17 protein-coding genes are annotated in these 18,994 nt (G+C 34.7%); 8 read left to right on the forward strand and 9 right to left on the reverse strand.

Translation table 11 applies throughout. The annotated features are described in order from the left end of the window. Positions 1–24: 24 nt before the first annotated feature. The 6 genes from CQA66_RS07810 to CQA66_RS07835 form a co-directional block, all read right to left on the reverse strand. Positions 25–399, reverse strand: coding sequence for an acyl carrier protein (locus tag CQA66_RS07810; RefSeq protein ID WP_115582587.1), 375 nt, complete (start codon positions 397–399; stop codon positions 25–27). An 8-nt stretch (positions 400–407) separates the two neighbouring features. Further along, positions 408–1,472, reverse strand: coding sequence for a 3-oxoacyl-ACP synthase III family protein (locus tag CQA66_RS07815; RefSeq protein WP_115582588.1), 1,065 nt, complete (start codon positions 1,470–1,472; stop codon positions 408–410). A 23-nt stretch (positions 1,473–1,495) separates the two neighbouring features. Continuing rightward, positions 1,496–1,759: an acyl carrier protein gene (locus CQA66_RS07820; protein ID WP_115582589.1), complete on the reverse strand. Its 264-nt coding sequence runs from the start codon at positions 1,757–1,759 to the stop codon at positions 1,496–1,498. A 2-nt stretch (positions 1,760–1,761) separates the two neighbouring features. Then, positions 1,762–2,442: an acetyltransferase gene (locus tag CQA66_RS07825; protein WP_115582590.1), complete on the reverse strand. Its 681-nt coding sequence runs from the start codon at positions 2,440–2,442 to the stop codon at positions 1,762–1,764. Between the two features lie 144 nt (positions 2,443–2,586). Then, a complete protein-coding gene (locus CQA66_RS07830) occupies positions 2,587–4,731 on the reverse strand; it encodes a formyltransferase family protein (protein WP_115582591.1) in 2,145 nt (714 codons plus the stop codon). Positions 4,732–4,735: 4 nt separating this feature from the next. Next, positions 4,736–5,491 carry a NeuD/PglB/VioB family sugar acetyltransferase gene (locus CQA66_RS07835; RefSeq protein ID WP_104763408.1) on the reverse strand — a complete coding sequence of 252 codons (756 nt, stop codon included), beginning with the start codon at positions 5,489–5,491 and terminating at the stop codon, positions 4,736–4,738. A gap of 351 nt (positions 5,492–5,842) precedes the next feature. On the opposite strand from CQA66_RS07835, the gene CQA66_RS07840 reads away from it, so the two are divergent. From CQA66_RS07840 to CQA66_RS07875, 8 genes are all read left to right on the forward strand, one after another. After that, on the forward strand, positions 5,843–7,060 hold the full coding sequence (locus CQA66_RS07840; RefSeq protein ID WP_104763407.1) for a Gfo/Idh/MocA family protein: 1,218 nt from the start codon (positions 5,843–5,845) through the stop codon (positions 7,058–7,060). Positions 7,061–7,074: 14 nt separating this feature from the next. Beyond that, positions 7,075–8,244 (forward strand): class I SAM-dependent methyltransferase, encoded by a 1,170-nt coding sequence (locus tag CQA66_RS07845; RefSeq protein WP_104763406.1) that lies wholly within the window; start codon positions 7,075–7,077, stop codon positions 8,242–8,244. Beyond that, positions 8,237–8,461, forward strand: a complete 225-nt coding sequence (locus CQA66_RS07850) for an FkbM family methyltransferase (RefSeq protein ID WP_104763405.1) — start codon at positions 8,237–8,239, stop codon at positions 8,459–8,461. Before CQA66_RS07845 ends, CQA66_RS07850 begins: the two co-directional genes overlap by 8 nt. A 72-nt stretch (positions 8,462–8,533) precedes the next feature. Then, on the forward strand, positions 8,534–9,505 hold the full coding sequence (locus tag CQA66_RS07855) for an FkbM family methyltransferase (protein WP_104763404.1): 972 nt from the start codon (positions 8,534–8,536) through the stop codon (positions 9,503–9,505). A 23-nt stretch (positions 9,506–9,528) separates the two neighbouring features. Beyond that, positions 9,529–9,744 (forward strand): hypothetical protein, encoded by a 216-nt coding sequence (locus tag CQA66_RS07860; protein WP_104763403.1) that lies wholly within the window; start codon positions 9,529–9,531, stop codon positions 9,742–9,744. 3 nt (positions 9,745–9,747) lie between these two features. Beyond that, the gene (locus CQA66_RS07865; protein WP_104763402.1) at positions 9,748–11,025 is read left to right on the forward strand and encodes a radical SAM/SPASM domain-containing protein; all 1,278 of its coding nucleotides are present in this window, start codon (positions 9,748–9,750) and stop codon (positions 11,023–11,025) included. Continuing rightward, complete coding sequence (locus CQA66_RS07870; RefSeq protein ID WP_104763401.1) at positions 11,022–11,876, forward strand: radical SAM family protein; 855 nt, start codon at positions 11,022–11,024, stop codon at positions 11,874–11,876. The genes CQA66_RS07865 and CQA66_RS07870 overlap by 4 nt, the downstream gene beginning before the upstream one ends. Next, positions 11,837–12,061, forward strand: coding sequence for an SPASM domain-containing protein (locus CQA66_RS07875; protein WP_158657029.1), 225 nt, complete (start codon positions 11,837–11,839; stop codon positions 12,059–12,061). The genes CQA66_RS07870 and CQA66_RS07875 overlap by 40 nt, the downstream gene beginning before the upstream one ends. 107 nt (positions 12,062–12,168) lie before the next feature. On the opposite strand, the gene CQA66_RS07880 is transcribed toward CQA66_RS07875, so the two are convergent. The 3 genes from CQA66_RS07880 to CQA66_RS07890 form a co-directional block, all read right to left on the reverse strand. Further along, positions 12,169–12,804, reverse strand: coding sequence for an outer membrane beta-barrel protein (locus CQA66_RS07880; protein ID WP_104763399.1), 636 nt, complete (start codon positions 12,802–12,804; stop codon positions 12,169–12,171). 140 nt (positions 12,805–12,944) lie between these two features. Continuing rightward, entirely contained in the window at positions 12,945–13,766 is an 822-nt protein-coding gene (locus CQA66_RS07885) for a hypothetical protein (protein WP_104763398.1), read from the reverse strand. A gap of 7 nt (positions 13,767–13,773) precedes the next feature. Beyond that, complete coding sequence (locus CQA66_RS07890; RefSeq protein WP_104763397.1) at positions 13,774–18,723, reverse strand: two-partner secretion domain-containing protein; 4,950 nt, start codon at positions 18,721–18,723, stop codon at positions 13,774–13,776. Between the last annotated feature and the right edge of the window lie 271 nt (positions 18,724–18,994).

Here is an 18,994-nt window from a genome sequence, read left to right on the forward strand (position 1 = left end):
CCCCTTAAAAAGAAAAAAAAACACTTAAAAAAAAAAAAAAAAAAAAAATTTTTGAAACCCCTGCAAAAAAAAAAAAAAAAAGCTAAAAATTTTTTCAAAAGCAAAAAAACCAAATTGCCATAGCAATACAGAAATACTAAAGGGGCTGCCCCCCCCCCCCCCGTATTTGCGGGATTCTTTTGCTTGTATCAATAACGCAATATCTTGTAATGTTTTTGTATCGTTTAGTTCGTTAAGGCTTAAAGACACTTGATAGGTTTTTTCTACAAAGGCAATAATGGCAATTTTGCTTAAGCTATCCCATTCTTTAGAATCTTGCAACAGCTCCGTTTGATTAAGAGATTCTTTATCAAGCAAATCAGTAAGCCTTGCTTGCAGTTGTTCTATTTTCTTTTGCATGTTTCTCCTTATATTTCCATAATGGTAAGATAGGGAATCTTTTCTACTTCCATGATGATTCCAGATAATGTTAGCCCTACCCCGAATCCGCCCAAACAAATGGTGAGATTCTGTGTAGATAAAATGTTGGCGAGATTAAAACAGATATTAAGAGGAATGGTAATACCACTACCATTACCAAAGTTTTCTACGATATTGTTGGGCATTTTATAGTGAGGAATTTGTAGTTTGTCCGCTAATTTTTGCAACATAAATTTATTTGGCTGATGAAACATATAGTAGTCTATTTGCTCTTTTGTATATTGCGAGAAAGTCAAAAGCTCTTCTAGCATTAAGGGCACTTGTGCTTGTACAAAGCTAAAAACTGAAGCTCCCTGCATAATGAGATTATCAAGGCTCCTTATATTCCCGTCGCTATCTTCTCGTTCGATACAAGTCTCTTTACTGCTTGGAAGTTTAAATCCTCCTGCTGGAACGTGAATGGCTAATGCTTGCTCTCCAAATGTCTTGTTGTAACAATAAATAGTTTGTTGTGTTTGCGTCTTCTCTAGCACAGTGATACTGCCACCATCGCCCACTAATGGATAGCTATTTCTGTCTCTAATGTTGACTTTTTTACTAAGAACATCTGAATTTGCTAAGACAACCTTAGTAATACTTGGGTTTTCTAAGAGGCTAAAGCCCAAGAACAGCCCATGTAAAAACCCTGCGCAGCCTTGATTTATATCAAAACACAGCATATCTTTCTTAAGTCCAGCTTTGTCTTGGATAAGTACTGAAGTTTGTGGTATCAGATAATCCGGCGATTGCGTTACATAAATCAAAGCGTCTATGGAATCTGGTGTAATGACTTTATCTGCAAAGAGCTTGTGTAATCCTGCAATGATAAAATCCGAAGCGAGCATGTCTTCGCTTGCGATATTATGCGCGTTATATCCCATAAGCTCTTTGAGAACAAGAGACTTTTTAGCGGGGAAGTTGTAGCGCGAGATTTCATCATCAAAATAGCTTTTTTGTTTGGGAAGGATACTAAGAATGGAGGATATCTTTTTGTTAGAGAATGTGAAAGTCATGATGTCGCCTTATCAGTGGTAGTTTAACTGCTTGAATCCCCATAGCTTTGCGCAACAAGCAAGACAATATTCTCTAGGGTATTGAAGTTTTCCGCGATAATTTTGCTGCCATCTATGGAAATGGTAAATTCCTTATCAAGCGCACTAACAAGCGAGATAATGTCAAAGGAATCAAAAATGCCGTCTTCGATAAATGCTAGATTATTGTTTTCATTGAGAGCTTTTTGAAGTTCTATATCTGGACGAAGTTCTTCAATCACTTTAATAACTCTTTGTTGTATGTCCATTATTATGTCCTTTCGTGGGGTTCATTTTCGCCAATAATCGTAGCCGGGTTGCCAAGAGCGATTTTGTTGCTTCGTAGTTTTTTGGAGATGACGCTGTTTGCTGAAACCGTGCAGTTGTTTTCAATATGGGTATGCGGGGTAAGTGTTACTTTGTGCGCGAGAAAATTGCAATTACCTATGCGGGAAAAACCACCAAATGAGACGTAGGAACTAATGAAGTTGTAGCTTCCTACTACGCAATCATGCCCGACTATTGCGTAATTACCAATAATATTTGCGTTGCCAATTTGCGTATTCAGTCCAATGGTTGCAAACGGTGCAATCACATTACATTCCCCAATATATTCTGTATGTGTAATAAAAGCTTTAGGAGAAATAAGATTATAGAATCTTGTTTTATGCTTCAACTCATGATAGATTCTATATCTTGCCTTTGGTTCACCTATGGCTATTACACAATATTCATTATTCTCTTTACTAAACTCATATTCATCATAATATCCCAAGAATAAATGCTCTAACTTATAAGGAGCAAGATTATTGCTTGTAGAAACAAATCCTTTGAATCTAATCGTATTATCAAGACTCATCACATCTAAAAGATATTGATAACACTCACTAGCGAATCCTCCTGCTCCTATAAAGAGTATTTGTTTTATACAAGATGGCGTAGTATCACTCATAAGCTCTTCCTCTTAGAAAGAGATAACAACACTTCAAAAGCATAAAAACAATAAGATTCTTGAATCCTCTGCAAACAACAAGAAATAAAGCTAGATATTTTTTCAAAAGCATAAAAACCATATTGCCATAGCAATACAGAAATACTAAAGGGACTGCCCCCCCCCCCCCGTATTTGCGGGATTCTGAAGAGCAAAGCGATAAAGAGGAAATACGTTTTGAAAGTGCGGAGTGTTTGCGCAAAGTGCTTGATAGATAGCAGTGTTATAGATTTTGCCGCCGATACAGAATCGTTTTATATTGGTGGCGAATTGCTTTTTGAAAGCAAATAAAGAATCTTCGTTATTAAGAGTTTGTCCACCACCCAAAAGGCAATACTGCAGTCCACGTGCATTGGCAATTTCAAAGAATCTTTCAAACAATGCGCTCATTGCATTGAGGTTTTTATTGAGTGTTAAGGGGGCATTAGCCCCTAAGTGATAATACCCGCACAGTGAGTCAAATAAAAAGATTCCCATAGCGCATACTACGTTTTTATAGCGAGCCTCAAGCATAACGCATTCTGGCATGCTGATTAGATTCTGAAAATAGGAATAATCAAAAAAGTAAAATGGATTTGCTTGTTTTTGCTGCATTGCATTGTTATAAAGCGTATAGAACATTTGTGTGTCATAGCTTTGTGTAATATGCAACATTTCTAATGATTTGCGTAATTTGCCTCTCAAACGCGAAGAGTAATTTTGCCAACGTAATGCCGACTTCGTGCTAACTTCAATAACTGCCTTTTGCATACAAAAAAAGTCAAGCACATCTCTAAAGAATACATTATGAGGATAATGAGGATGGAAACGTATAAATTCAGCTACGACACCATGTTTTTTGGCTTGTATGCTCTGCGAAGTGATGGCACGAGATAAGAATTTGCTGTCATTTGAATTGGTAAAATATCCCCCATAACCATAAGGAGAGCTCATATCCACATAAGTAGTATTTGGAATTGGTTGCATAATCGCTGTGTTACTAAAAAGTTTATCTCCCTCTGTGTAATGAAAAGTAAAACGTCTTTCTTTGTCTCGCAACATACTTGTTACATAGCTCTTGGAACTAAAAATACAAAATGGGGCGGCGGCTCTGCTTTGTTTTTGAACAGAATGTGTAGAATCTAACGGATAGTCGACTTCGCAAGAAATTGTAGATTCTAGTAGAGAATCTTGACAAAACATAGAGATTTCATTGGGGACAGAATCTATTTGATTGAAAGATTCTAATGAAGCTTTATTTGTTAGGGTTTTTAATGAATCTTCATGAGATTTGCAAGAATCTTTATTGCATGTTTGTTCGCGTGCTGTATAGGCATTGAAATTATTGTGAATAGGGTTAAGATTAATCGGGAGCTGCAAACTCGGCAATTCTTCCTTTGTTGTGAGTTGTAAAAAGCCTTCTGCACGTTTGCAAAGTAGATGATTTTCATAGGCTAAAACAATATCGTTTACTTGATAGTCTTGAAACATACGTTGTAAGAAAGGATTGTCAATCAACATTGCATGAGTGATTTTAAGAATATGCTCATGGATATGAAGGCTTACCATTTGATTATTCACACTAAAGGCTTTTACTTTATTGAGAATAGTTTGTGTGCTATCAGAGCCAAAATCAAGAAGTAAATCTTTGCGTGAACGTGTGAAATAAGGAATCTCTGCAAGCTTAGATTCTAAAGGCGTACAATTCATAGAATCTATTGTTTGAAAATTCTTTTCTAATGCGAGGAGAAAGGCTTCTTTTTCAGCCAAAAAACACATCTGATAGAGTAGGGCTAAAGGTGTGTTTTCATCATTATATACGGGTACTTGCGAGATGATAGCCCCAGAATCAACTCTATCTGTCATAAGATGACAAGTCGCACCGCTTGCTTGATGATAGAGAATTGCTCCGTTAATTGGGTGCTTGCCTTTGAGATTAGGTAAAAGCGAAGGATGACAATTCACAAAAATATGATGCGGCTTAGCGATTTGTGATATGGGCAAAATATAAGGACAGCCATTTGATACTAAGATGTCAAAGTCAAGCGTTTGGAGCAACGTCAAAAGCTCATGTTTAGAATGAAACTCGTGATAATCCCTTTGTAAGGTTTTTGCAGCAAAGCTTTGAGATTCTAAGCAAATTGCAACATTCGCGCATCGTTCAAGCAGGGCGTACAATACGTGTAGTCGATTGCCAACAAACAAAAAACGGCGAGAATCTTTACTTTTCAACAGAGTTTCATTGCTTGTAAAAATTTGTTGTCTATCCATTAACTTACCTTAAGCTTCTTAGGATAAACAAGATTGAATGGCGTAAATGGTATAGAAGTATTTTGATAAATAGGGCTATGATGAGCCGCTCTAAAGAATTTTGGGCTAGTTGCCCCCCCCCCCCGTTATTGACACGGGTAGAATCTGTATGCGCATAGTCTCGCAAACGTTGTTCTAAAGGATTGCAATATAAGAGGCTATTGTCTGCAATGTGAGTTTTGTGTTTTAATGTCATATTGCTTCCTAAAAAGACTTGATTGCCTATTGTGCAGGCACCGTTTATGACACTTGCAGTGCTAAGATGACAAAAATCTCCAACAATACAATCATGCTCGATTAGAGCTTTGGAATTCACAATAGCCATTTTTCCGATTTGCACATTTGCATTAATGAGTGCCCCGTGCATAATAATACTGCCTTCTCCAATGGAAGAACTGCTCGCTACATAAGCTAATGGGGAAACAAAACTAGGTAATTTAAAGCCCAATGATTTAAGTTTGTGATAAAGGTGCATTCTAGGCTGTGGACTTCGTATTTGCCCTATGGCAACAAAAGCGCTGTATTGTTTTTTTGGAGTATTGAGAGAATGTAGTAGAGATTCATCACCTAAAACATCATATCCGCAAGATGTTTGTATGTTGCTATTAACCAAATACGAATCAATAATGCCTATAATTTCAAAATGTTTGTGCATAGCAATAATATCAAGACAGGCACGAGCATGCCCACCACCGCCAATAATCACAAGCTTTTCTTTCATTGTATTTCTCTAGGTGATTTATAAAGAATTTCTATCTGAAAATGCGTATTTTCAGATATATTTTGCCCTTCTGAAAGGCTTAAGTGTTTTAAAAAACTAATTCGGCTATTCTATTCAAAAAGTACCAACAGATAACAATATCCGCATTTTATTTGTATTTTGTTAAAAACCTCTGCAACTTTATCGGACATTTTTTCTCTAAATATATCTGAAAATACGCATTTTCATAGTTAGATATGGATATAAGGTTGATGTATGAAGTTATTTTTTCTTCAATGGAACGTCATTTTTGCAACGTCAAGCTATCCATTCATGATAGTTTTTCTTTCATAGTATTGTAGCAGGTTTGTAATGTGCCCATTACGATTGGCTTTTATTGGAGGAAGCATAGAATCTGCGATAGGTAGAACCCATTATATTGCTACACAAATGGATAATGAATTTATCCTTGAGGCAGCTTGCTTTAGCACACGAGCGCAAAGCAACGCGCAAAGTGCCGAAATTTTTGGCAATCACAAGCAACCATTAAGAATCTATACACATTATAAAGAGCTTTTAGAAAATGAGCGCGGCAATATAGACGCTATTTGTGTCCTTACTCCCACTCCTACACATAAAGAAATTGTCATAGAATCTCTTTTGCATGGTTTTAATGTTATTTGTGAGAAAACGCTTTGTCTTAACCTTGAAGAGGCACTACAAATTTCTACAATACTGCAAGAGCAAAGAGGATTCCTAGCGGTTATTTATAACTATACTGGCTATCCGATGTTGCGAGAGCTTAGGGCAATGTTGTGTTCGAAACGTTTTGGCAAAATCTATTCTGTACATATCGAAATGCCACAAGAAGGTTTTGTGCGATGTGATGAGAATGGTAGGGTTATCAAACCGCAAGATTGGAGGCTGCAAGATTCTAAGATTCCTATTATATCCCTTGATTTAGGAATCCATTGTCAAAATATCATCTCATTCTTGACTAATTCGTATCCGCTAGAATGTATCGCCATGAAAGCAAGTTATGGGCATTTCAATATAGTCAGCGACATTAATATTCTTGCACGTTATGAGTCTGATATACATGTCAATATGTGGTTTTCAAAAAGCGCGCTTGGCGCAAGGAATGGGCTGCAAGTGAGAATCTACGCGGAAAATTTCAGCGCGACTTGGTTACAAAGCGATCCTGAAATATTGTTACTTAATGATAAGAACGGTAACCGTTCAATCCTCGATAGAGCTTCGCCGCATTGTTTAGAATCAAACAAGCCTAGATACAACCGCTTTAAGGCAGGGCATCCAGCTGGCTTCATTGAGGCGTTTGCAAATTATTATAGTGATGTTGCAAGCAGTCTTAGAGAATATTTGAAGTCTAAAGAATGCACGCATACAAAGGCTAAGAGCTTGCATTTAGAGCAAGCGTTTGCGCAAAGAGATTTTGCTAATCCCTACGTGTTTGGCATTACTGAATCAATACGCGGTTTAGCTTTCTTTGAAAGTGCGCAACAATCTTTGCAAACAAAATCCTTACAACCCGTGCTAAAGTCATTGGCACAACCAACAATGCAAATATAACTAAAGGAGCATTATTGAGTCTTTGTATACAACATACACAAATGTCGCAAGCACAAAGCTTTTTGCGTGAGTTTCTTACAAGTAAGAGTTGCCAACGTTATATCTTTGGGCATAATCAATATTCTCAAAGTATCATTACAGAAGTTACAAAATATGGAATCTCCATAGATGGAATCCTTGATGACTTTACTACTCAAGAATATTATCTATTCGATTCTATGCTAGCAAATGAAAAGAGTACAAATAAAATCCCTATTCTTAAGAGCAAACAACTTTACTCTTATATTACAGAGAATACAAAGCAATCTCTTACAGAGACAAAGCCACGTAGCATTCAATGCAAAGTAGTAGTAGTAGTAGTAACGAGCCAAACCAAGAAAGCGTTGCAGAAGATTTGCGCATTGCAAGGTCAGAGTTCATTATCTAATCAAATCTCAATAGAGCTAGAATATATAGATTATTTTGCCTTTGTTCGTGGTGTGCGCGAATTATTAAGCAAGGACGCATCATTTACGCAGCGATTCCATGATTTAGAAATCTTAGAATTAGAATTTTTTGATGAATTTGCGCAGGCACTTGAAAATAAAGATTCTAATACAAATAAACGAGTGAGTAATTGGGCAGATTTTAGAAGGCATTTTAATACCCATACTCAAGCCTATCAAGATATTTATGAGCAACTAGCAGATAGAGAATCTAAAAGGCAGTTCGAGAATATCCTTAATTTTCGTTTGAATAGCGATTGGTCTTTTATGCGTGATTTTGAGTTTTCACCCCAAGAGCAGTATTTTGAGGATTTTTGTTGTTTAGAGCGGGTAATCACATTCTTTGACATTGGGGCATATCACGGTGAAACTTCTTTAGAATTTATTAAGAGAGCGAGCAATTATCAAGACATTTATTTCTTTGAACCAGAGAGAAATAATTTTATAATAGCCAAGCAGGCATTGCATGCAGAATCTCTCAAGGCTGATAAATGTATTCGTGGTTTTAATATTGGTGTAACAGATAAGGCGCAAGATTATTATATTACTGCGGATAGCACAAGCTCACATCTACAAACTTCCAATTCGACATATACACCAATTACACAACCAATTTGCAATATACAAACTAATTCTCTTGATAATCTCTTGCATTCCCAATCTATTACTCTGACGGGGGGGGGGGGAGACTATGATTAAGTTAGATATTGAGAGTGCAGAGCGATTAGCCATTAAAGGCATGCAGGGTATTATTACACGTTTTACGCCTTTGCTTGCTGTTTCTGCCTATCATCGATATGATGATTTTATAGTTATTCCACGTATGATTCTTGCATTGCATAAAGATTATAAACTGTATCTTCGCCACTATTCGAGTGGTTTGTCAGAGAGCGTCTTTTTCTTTGTACCTAAGTAGAAAGAGTTTGTCTTCTTGAATAAAGCTAGAAGCTACTGCCATAATTTTGTCTTATAAGCTTAAGGAGCTCAAATGATACTTTATCCACAACGTGATAACGATGAAGCCAAGCGATTTTGTCAAGACTTTTTGGAGTATCCTAAGAGACGTTATCTCTTTGGGATAAATGACTATGCCTTGAGTGTGTTTGAAGCATTGCATTATGATATTGTAGGATTTGTGTGCGATAAGCCGCAATCTGACATTAACGGTATTCCTGTTATAACCCCGCATGAAGTACCCAAAGATTCTCTAATTGTTTCTTGTGTCGTGCTTTCCCAAGCTCTTACTGTAGCAAGCAAACTTGATTCGTTTGGATTAAGGAATCTGGATTATTTTGCCTTTGCTACTTATAGCAAGCTTGCTATAAAGCCTGTGGAATTTGTGAGTTGTGATAAAGCTGGCAGACCGTTTTGCCTAGAAGATTCTAAACGTGACATACAAGAGTGTTTTTCGTCTTATTTAGAGATATACAATCAATTAGAGGATGCAGATTCGAAAGCTGCTTATCAGAAATGTGTGAATTTCCGCTATTCAAGCGACATTGCCTATATGCAAGGATTCACTTATACGCCAGACAAACAATATTTTGAGGATTTTATCCCTTTCCATGCGATAGATATATTTGTGGATATTGGCGCATATCACGGCGAAACTACTTTAATGTTTCTTCAACATAATAATCATGCTTCTATTCATTGTTTTGAGCCAGAGAATGCGAATTTTTTGTGTCTGCAACGAAATCTTAAAGACTGTTCTTTAGCGTCTCTTTATAAAATGGGAATAGGCAAGCAAAAAGGACAATTTCATATCTCTACAACGAACGGCTCGGCTAATAGAATCATCAACAATACGCAATCTTGTGAAAGTGTAGAGCAAATAGAGGTTATTGCTTTAGATTCAATGCAAGATTCTTTATTGCATGGATATTACAAAAACAATCAGCAATCAAATGCTTACCAACATAATACTACGGGGGGGGGGGGCAACCTCTTATGTTTATAAAAATAGACATTGAAGGAGAAGAAATGAATGCACTCTTAGGTATGCGAAATCTCATTTCGCTTTATCAACCTATTCTTGCTATCTCTGTGTATCACGACGTAAAAGATCTATACTGCATTCCACAATATATTGCAAAGATTCGCAAGGATTATAGAATCTATTTTCGTCATTATTCACAGGGACTTATCGAATCGGTTATGTTTTTTGTACCAAACACTAATCACATTATGAAAGGATAGTCAATGCCTAATATAGAAGACGTTACGAATCGCATTAAGGCGGAGTTTAGACAGCCTTATAGTAAGGATAGGAAGCCCCTAATTGAGCTCTTGCCCTTACATCAACCACTAACAATGTATATCGACCCGAGTAATATTTGCAATTTCAAATGTAGCTTTTGTTTTCAAAGCAATACGAATGCCAAGAAAGAAATGTACTTAACGCAAATGAGCCTAGAGACATTTACGACTATATTGAAGCAGTTAGCAGAATTTGATAATCCTATTAAGATGATTCATTTGCATGGATTTGGAGAGCCATTGCTCAATCCTCATTTCCCTTTGTTTGTCAAATTGGCAAAAGAATCAAAAGTAAGCGAGCGGATTGCCACAACGAGCAATGCAAGTTTGCTTACAAGAGATTTAAGTCGGGCGATTATAGAATCTGGGCTTGATCAAATACATTTTAGTATTTATGGTTTGAATGATGAAAGTTATAAAATTTTCTCGAAGAAAAGTTTGAGATTTTCCCAAATAGTAGAGAATATCAAATATTTTTATGAGCATAAAACTCTCTATGCTAAAGAGTATGGGCATAATTGTCACGTACATATTAAAATGAATAAGGATTATTTTAGCTCGCAAGACCAAGTACGTTTTTTGGAACTCTTTGGCAATTATGCTGATAGCATCTATCTTGACGGGGTAGCTAATATTTGGCCAGGGATTGATGTAAGTGATAGTCTTCGTTTGAATCTCTCTTTAGAGGAAAAAGAATCTACAACGGTTTCACATCAATACGGGCATAGCTTTAAGCACGGAGCTTTATGTCCTATTGTGTTCTATCAACTTCTTGTTCATAGCAATGGCGATATTAGTCCGTGTTGCGCGGATTTCCAAGCAAAGATGACTTTAGGCAATGTAGCCAATACGACACTTAAGGAAATATGGCAACAAGCTTTATTGCAAAATACACGTTCAACTATCAATAATGCGCCTTCTACTAAGAATACTCACGTAAATACGGGGGGGGGCAGCAAGAGCAAGTTAGCTCTTTTACGCGCATCGCATATCAAAGGACAGAAAAATTCTCTTCCTGTTTGTGCGGTTTGCAGTTACCCAGACCAAGCCGCTACTACTTCATTACAAGAACATATTCACAAGCTAAAATCTCTCTACCTTTTTCCTTTAGAATCGCCCAAGCAATCTTTGCATGCTTCAAACGATTTGCAAACGACACAATCATGCTCGCGAAACACAGACAACAATCATGCAGATTCTACCAATAAAGGAATCTCATGAGTATCGTTAAAGAATATGAAATACTTTCAAGAAGTAAAGATGTTCCTTTGCATAAAACAGCGGGTAGATTCTATTTTGAAAAGCTTTTACAACATTTTAATGAGGGCACTTTACAAGAGGAAATTCTTTCTTTATTTCGTGAAATCACAGACAAACAATATCAAAAACAACTTTTTCAACGATTTGTAGGGATTGTGAATCTTGAAACGAGTGGTTTTTGCAATCGTCAATGTGTGTATTGCCCCGTTAGCCTCTATCATAGACATGATAAAAGCCTTGTAATGGATAAAGAAGTTTTTGCAAAAATACGACAGAATCTAGAATATTTGGAGTTTGAATCAAGCATTAGTCTAAATGGCTACAATGAACCGCTTTTGGATTCTTGTATTGTTTCACATATTAGATCTTTGCGAAGCAGTTGTCCAAAAAGCTTTATAGGCTTTAATTCTAACGGAGATTCTTTGCGACCTAAATTGTTAGATGAACTCATTAGATCTTCTCTTAATCGATTAAATATTACATTGCATACAACTCCAACTGAAAGTTATGACGATACAAAATCATTAGAGAAAATCAAGAGATTCTATCGGAAGCTAGATCTAGAAGTGCCAGAAATACAAGTTGTACCTAATCAAAGCTGTGTAAGCTCCTTGCAGCTTGATTCTTTAAATCTCTGCGTAAATACTATGAATTGGGCGAAAATAGGCAATGATAGGGGAGGAGAAATAGAATCTTTGAGTATTCAATCGCGAATTGAGCCTTGTGTGCGAGTATTCCGTGAAGTTTTTTGGATTATAGAGGGCTTGCACATTTGTGCTGTAATGTCTATTATGATAAAGCAAAGCCCATAGGTGATATACGAACACAAAGTTTAGAAGAAATCTTTTGTGCGAATTATGCTTGGCGCAAGATTCTTTTTTTATATTCTGATAAGCCTAAGCCGTGTAAAACTTGTAGAGATTCTAGCTTTTGCCATGAGGATTCTGCAATGCAGAGACAAGAGATTATAGATAGGCTAGAAGCAAACGATAAATAATAGAATCTTTAACGTAATGTATAAGCCCGTCAATAAACAGCACTCAATAGGTTTTTGCCTATTTTGCTATAAATGAGATAACTTTTAAAATCTATTATTCACTAGATTTAGAATATAAATTTATATCCAAGTGTAAATGTTATGGGATTAAGCACAGATCCTCCATGCTTACTCAAGGATGCTTGCATAATTGGAATATTGGTAGTAAGCTCAAATCTATTATGCTCTCCTACAACAAGTGCCAGCCCAACTCGTCCAATTAAGCCTGCACTTGAGCCCCCTAGATTTTCATCAATAGATGTAGTTGTAAAAAGTTTACCATTTGTAGAATGACTATTAAAGTTACCAGCAATTCCAGTAAATGCACCAAATGATAATGAGTCGGATTGTGTAAAATTAAAGAGAATATCACCGCCTAGTTGTAATTCTAAGTACTGCAGATTTATTGCATTTTTACGATTAATATTTTCTCCATAATTTACACCAAAAAACCATCTCCAGCCTAACATATCACTTATATCATGCTGTGTCCCAAGATTTATTCCAGCTACCCAGTAATGAACTTCTCCAAATTTTTCGTTATTGAATACATTTGAACCCCAAAAAATTTTTCCACTTTCTCCACCATCGAACTTAATATCAGACAATCCATACGAAGCTTCAAGTCCTAAAAAGAATCTTGCTTCTGCTAAAGATGCACTTAAGCTAAAACTAACTAAACCTGCCATTAATAATTTTTTCATAACAATCTCCTTAACAATTAAACTTAAATACTATTGAAAAAATCTTATACAAAAATGATTTTATTACATTTTCTATATTTCTTATTTCGTTAGTAATTTTATTATTGTATTTTTTGGTATTTTTAGTATCGATTTTGATTCTAAAAATAATACCTCGAAATGATATTTATCATATATGGACGTACAGTTATTCTCTCTTTGTAGTCTACATACCCATTATTACCACTTTCTTCGTGTACCATTTCTGTCAATGGCATTACAAATCTTACTGCGATTTCTCCTTTTCTGTTTTCCCCCCACATATTGTCCCAAGCATAGCTTAAGCCTAGTATAAGATTTAAAGAGCCACCAGAAGTCCCACCTGTTCGTTCTGTTTTTTCTTTATCATCAAAAATATCTTTCTTTTTTAATGTGATATTATAAGAATTGCCCCACATACCACCACCAATACCTCCTGTAAATCCAAAACGTTTCACTCTAAAGGTAGCAGTAGCATTAAGAGATAAGTGCATAAGGTCAGACCATACACTAGGAAATTCACCATCTTTATATGTATTTTGATAGTCATAGCCGAAGTTGTCTTTTAGCTTTATGGCATTTGGATAAACATCACTACCAAGCATAAAAGAATAATCAAATCCAATCCATAAGTCAAACTCTAAAAAACTAGAAGGACGAAGCTTTACCCCAGCCTCAACACTTAAACCACCACCTAAACTATTTAAATCACAAGTGCCACTCTTACACATTTGATTGATAATATTGCTACTTGAATTAAAATTTGGAAAAGTTTGAGCTATGTTACTATAATCGACAGGCATTAGTTCTGTTACCTTGCTTATATTAGCGATGCCATTTACTCCACCACCTAAGAAAAATACTGCAAATCTATTACTAGAATCTGCATATAGAGCGTTTATAAATGCTAAAAAAGATATTAATGTAAGATTTAATTTTTTCATATTTCACCTACCTTTTGTTATTTTCTGCTGCTTGAATTCTATTAGATATAGTTTCCGCGATACTAACATCCAAAGGCTTTAATAATGTTTTGTCTACACTGCTATCAATGGCATTATTAATAGATTTTTTGGCACTATTTGATAATGAATTTATGCCAGTTTTTATAATCCCTACTTTAATGTTTTTATTAAGACTATTTGCCATATTATCAATTGGCTTATTTACAAAACCTTTTATAGAATCTAATTCATCTTTTATAATGTAATCTTTTACAAGAGATTTTGGAGCGAATACAGCTTTATTTATAATATCCATCCTTTTTTGGATAATTTCAGCTTGATTTTTTACTTGTTTATTTATGGAATTACTTCTTAGCACATCGCTATTGGCATTAAGAGCAATATTATGGCTGATACTAGATAAAGTATAACCAGAATCTAACCCAATACCGGGCAACTTACTTTTGAAAACATCGCTAGATATTTGAGAATATGATGAACTATTGCTTAGAGTGCTATGTGATATAGAATCTGCGTTTATATTTCCATTATCGCTATCTATATACGCACCTCTTAAAGCAATATTACTGCCTACATTCATATTTATAGTATCTGTGTTTATGCCGCTTTGTAAGTTTGCGTTTTTATAATAGCCAAAGCTTAAATCACCGCTAAAATTAGATGATTTACTAATACCAGCATTTACATTAAATCTACTTTCACTATCTTGCAAACTAGCTATATTTACATCATTGGCTATATTTGCATTTAGAGACTTAGATTCTATGTTTCCGCCTGTTAGATTAAGATTATTATTGATATTAAGATTTAAATTATTAGCATTTAACTTAGCGTTATTGTAGGTATTAGAGCTTAGATTATTTAATCCATTATTAACATCAAAGCTAAAGTTATTGTTAAGGACGTTTTTGCTAAATGAAGCACTAAATGATGCGCCAAAGCTATTAGAATATATCTTATTAGTATCACTTGAAGCTAGTAAATTTAGATTATTTGTGTTTATGCTTGCATTATTCGCATTTAGATTTGAGCCTATTATATTAGTATTATTACTTGCATTAAGTATAAAATCATTAGCATGAAAATTTGACGCTAGATTGCTTTTAGATTCTGTTTTTTTATTTGTTTGATTATTGCTAACATTTGCATCTATACCGTATGAGCCATTATATGTAAGCTTTGCACCTACTGATATATCTTTTTTATTGCTAGAAGATTCGCTAGTATTTTCCGCGCTTTTTAGATTAAAGCTTGTTGTATTTATACTGGCTTCTTTACTATCGATATTTGAGCCTATTATATTTGTAGAATCTTTGGCTTGTATTATTAAGTTATCAGCTTTTATACTAGAGCCTTTATGCGCAATATTTTTACTGCTAGATTCTGTTTTGTTATTGGTGTAGCTACCGCCTAGACTTAAGCCTGCGGTATTTTCTTTTTTCCCTATGCTAAAATCTAAACTCACATCTATTGTATTGTTGTTTTCTGATTTGCTTGTGATATTTAACTCTTTAGCTGCTTTTATATTTATATTTTCACCTATTAGGGCTATATTTCGACTACTAAGATTTGATCCTAGGATATTAGTATCGTTTAGCGAATTTATAGTTATATTATCGCTAGTGATATTTGAGCTAGAGGCAAATGCGCCAAATGAATAATCGATACTTTTATTGTTTTTATGTGTGAAGCCTACCTTAAAGCCAAATGAATCTATTTTGGCAAGATTAATTTTAGTAGCTAATTTTTGTGTAAAATTAGCAGGAATCTTGTTTAAAGCCCATTTAGTGGGTTTTTTCATTAGGATATTTGTAGATAAATCATTTACTTCTTTTGATCTTACGCCTATACTAAATCTATTAGATTGAAATTCTTTTGTAATTGTGCTTTTATATTCATTATCTAGCGATTTTATATCTACATTATTTGCGTTTAGAATTATAGAATCTTTAGCTTTTAAGTCGCTAGATTCTATAATTATATCTTTGCTATTCATTGTTATGCTGTTTGCGTTTAGAGAAGCATTATTATGTATATTGGCTAGATTGCTTTGATTTGTCTTTGTGGTATCTTTGCCTATACTAATACCATAGAATCCCTTATTGCTTTCGAAGCGTAGCCCAGAGGTTTCTATTTTAGTATCTATTATTTTATTATAGCTATTTGCTTTATTGCTTAATGCTATATTATTGTTGGCATTCATGTTTATGGTATCTGCGTTTGAGTTTAGATTATATGCAGTTAGATTATTAGCGGCATTTATAGCTATATTGCTTGCACTAAAGCTTGAATCTATATTTGTTGCTTTAAATACCCGTGTAGTTTCTGTTGTGGTAGTGCTAGAGAAAAACTTGGCTATAGTATCAATTTCTTCTATTTTTGATTTGTTTGTATTTTGGGCTGTATCAATGCTTATATCCCCATTTGATTCTATGGCTAGGCTATCTTGTGCCCTTATATCTGCAGAGACTAGGTTTATGTTATTGCTTGCTTGAAGTGAGATATTTCTGCCGCTAATGCTTGTAGTTATTTGCTTTGTATCTTCATGTGTAGCTACTAAATCACTATACTTATCATTTGTTTCAATGGTGTCAATTCTTAGTGAATCGGATTTTATTATCGTGTCATTTTTGGCATTTATATTCACGCCCGAAATATTAGACTTATTAGAAAATATACTAATGTTATCTCCTGAAATATTAGCCATAGAGCCTAACGTAGTATTACTAGAAGTAGAATCTATATCATCTATATTTAATACTTTTTTAAATAATTCTTTTATTTGTTTAACTCGCTTTGCTGAATTGCTCAATGTGCTCGATTGCATATTTACTGTATTTGCATAAATGGCGATAGATTTCGCATTGATTGCTCCTCCGCTTTGCCTAAAGGTATTCGCATTTAGATCCAATCCTTCTGTAGAAACTAGCTTCCCATTATCATTAATAATGAAATCTGCGTTTATCATCATGTTTTTATCAGAGCTAATGCTAGAGGAGTTAAAGACATGAGTAGAGTTTATGTTAATAGAATTCGCCAATACACCCACTTTTAGGCTGGCATTATTTATATTGCTTTGGGCTGGAAGTCTAAAACCCATATAGTCATTGTTTTGCTTAAGTGTATTAATAGGGGCTATATATGTAGCTTGTGTAGTATTATTGCTTACAAACTGTAAGCCTGCATTTTTTAGATGTCTTTTAAATCCATCTGAAGCAATGAAGCTTTGATAATCGCCTTGATATGTATCTGGCTGGAATTTTATAGAATCAAGTGCTAAAGACACAGCATTATAAGAATTATCTTCAATCAAACTATAATCAATACTTGGAGCAGTAAAGTCAAGCAAGCCATATTGACTAGCACGGGTAAATGATGATGTATCATAAGTGCTTCCACAAAACATATCTGGGTTGCTACGCCATAAAATCGGTGTGCAACTACCATATCTATTATAAATCGTTTTGCTACCATTCTCATAGCTTGTAATGTTTCGCAAAGTAGGGGAGATATTGCTAAAGTTAGCTGCATTGTTATCAAAAGACTGGCTAGCGTAGATAATGCCCGTATCATTGATGAAGTCATTTGCCTCTACTCTGATATTTTTACCCAATATCATGCTCGGGGAGTATGTATTCTTATTGATATATTCATCATAGTTGACAATATCATAAGTATATGTGGTATGTACTTTGTCTGTGCCACCATGAGTGCCAAACGCGCTATTAATAGTAGGATGCCACGACTCAAATTTCTCTTTAGATATAACTCTTTTTTCAATATCAGCAGAGCCTTTACTAAGCACAGAATCTGCAACAATGGCTATATCTTCTTTTGCATGTATGATTGAATGATTTTCAATGTTTTTTGCTTCCATATTGATAGAAGATTCTGAATAAAGCATAGGGGCAATTTTTGTTGATTGCGAAGTTGTGGGATCTAGCTCATCAGCACTTACTTTTAGAATTCCAGCTCTAGTAGTAATCTCTATGGGCTTAGATATTTCTATCTTGCCATTTGCTTTTAATATAAATCCATTATCTCCACTGTGTTGTGATACACTACTGGCTATTACCCCAGAGTTCTTTATCCCTACACCCTCATCTGTGGCTACTATGAATATCTTATTTGATAGCACACTACCTAAATAGGCAACATCTAATGCTAATGCTTCTGATTTCTCTTCATCATTTAGTTTAATAGGTCTATAAAGTAAGGTAATGGGAGAAAAGCTTATTTGATTAGAGCCTAATAGTATGCGAAGATTCTGCGCTTGCAAGGAATCTTTTACTTTCATATTCTTTGCTAATAATGTAAGGCTTGCTACATTTTTCGCGTCTAATGCCTCTACTAAAATCTGCCCTTGCCTTATATTTAGAGAAATTTGCGTGTTTTCATTGTATTCCCTAAGGCTATTGAGCCTATCTAGCTCCTCCTTGCTTAGTGCTCCTGTAGCTAGGCTTATATTGCCCGCATTGATAAAGCCGCAGTTTTTGCAAGTGATTCCATTTGGATTTGCTAGCAACATATCAGCCTTATTTCCTGCAATCTCTATATAGCCTAATAGCTTAGAGATATTGTCTCCTGTTACTTGATTAAGTATTAATTTAGCAGTGGCTCTATCTAGGTTTGGATTTGAATAGATAAATCCCGCAAGATTGGTGTTAGCTAGTACCTCTTTACTAAGGATATTATTGAGTATTAAACCCTCTTGTGCTACATTAAACTCTTGGTAGAAATTATTTGAAATGCCTACTTGGCTGGGTTTAGCAATATTTACTATATCGATATTATTTTGAGAATGAGTTAGATGTGGATTATTTTGCGTGCGAGTAGTATCTATAATAATCTCATTTGCTAAGAGAGATTGAGATAAGACGATAGATAAAACATTTGTAACTAATGCTTTTTTGACAAAAGGTTTAACAATAGACACATCATAACTCTTATTTAGAATAACACATAAACAATAGATATTTTATATTTAGCTGCTTGTATTATCATATCATTAACTTTAAAACATCATTGATTATATCAAAATAAATAAAAATCATTTTGTTACATTTCCTAATTGTGACTATTGTGGTAAATATAAATTGATTTTATTTAATATGCTTTATCTGCAATGTTTTGTTTAGGATTTATGTATTTATGTATTAGTTTCTTGACTTTATATTGTGTGTCATAATTGAAGTTTTAATTGAAAT

Source organism: Helicobacter aurati, from assembly GCF_003364265.1.
GTDB classification, from domain to species: Bacteria; Campylobacterota; Campylobacteria; order Campylobacterales; family Helicobacteraceae; genus Helicobacter_A; species Helicobacter_A aurati.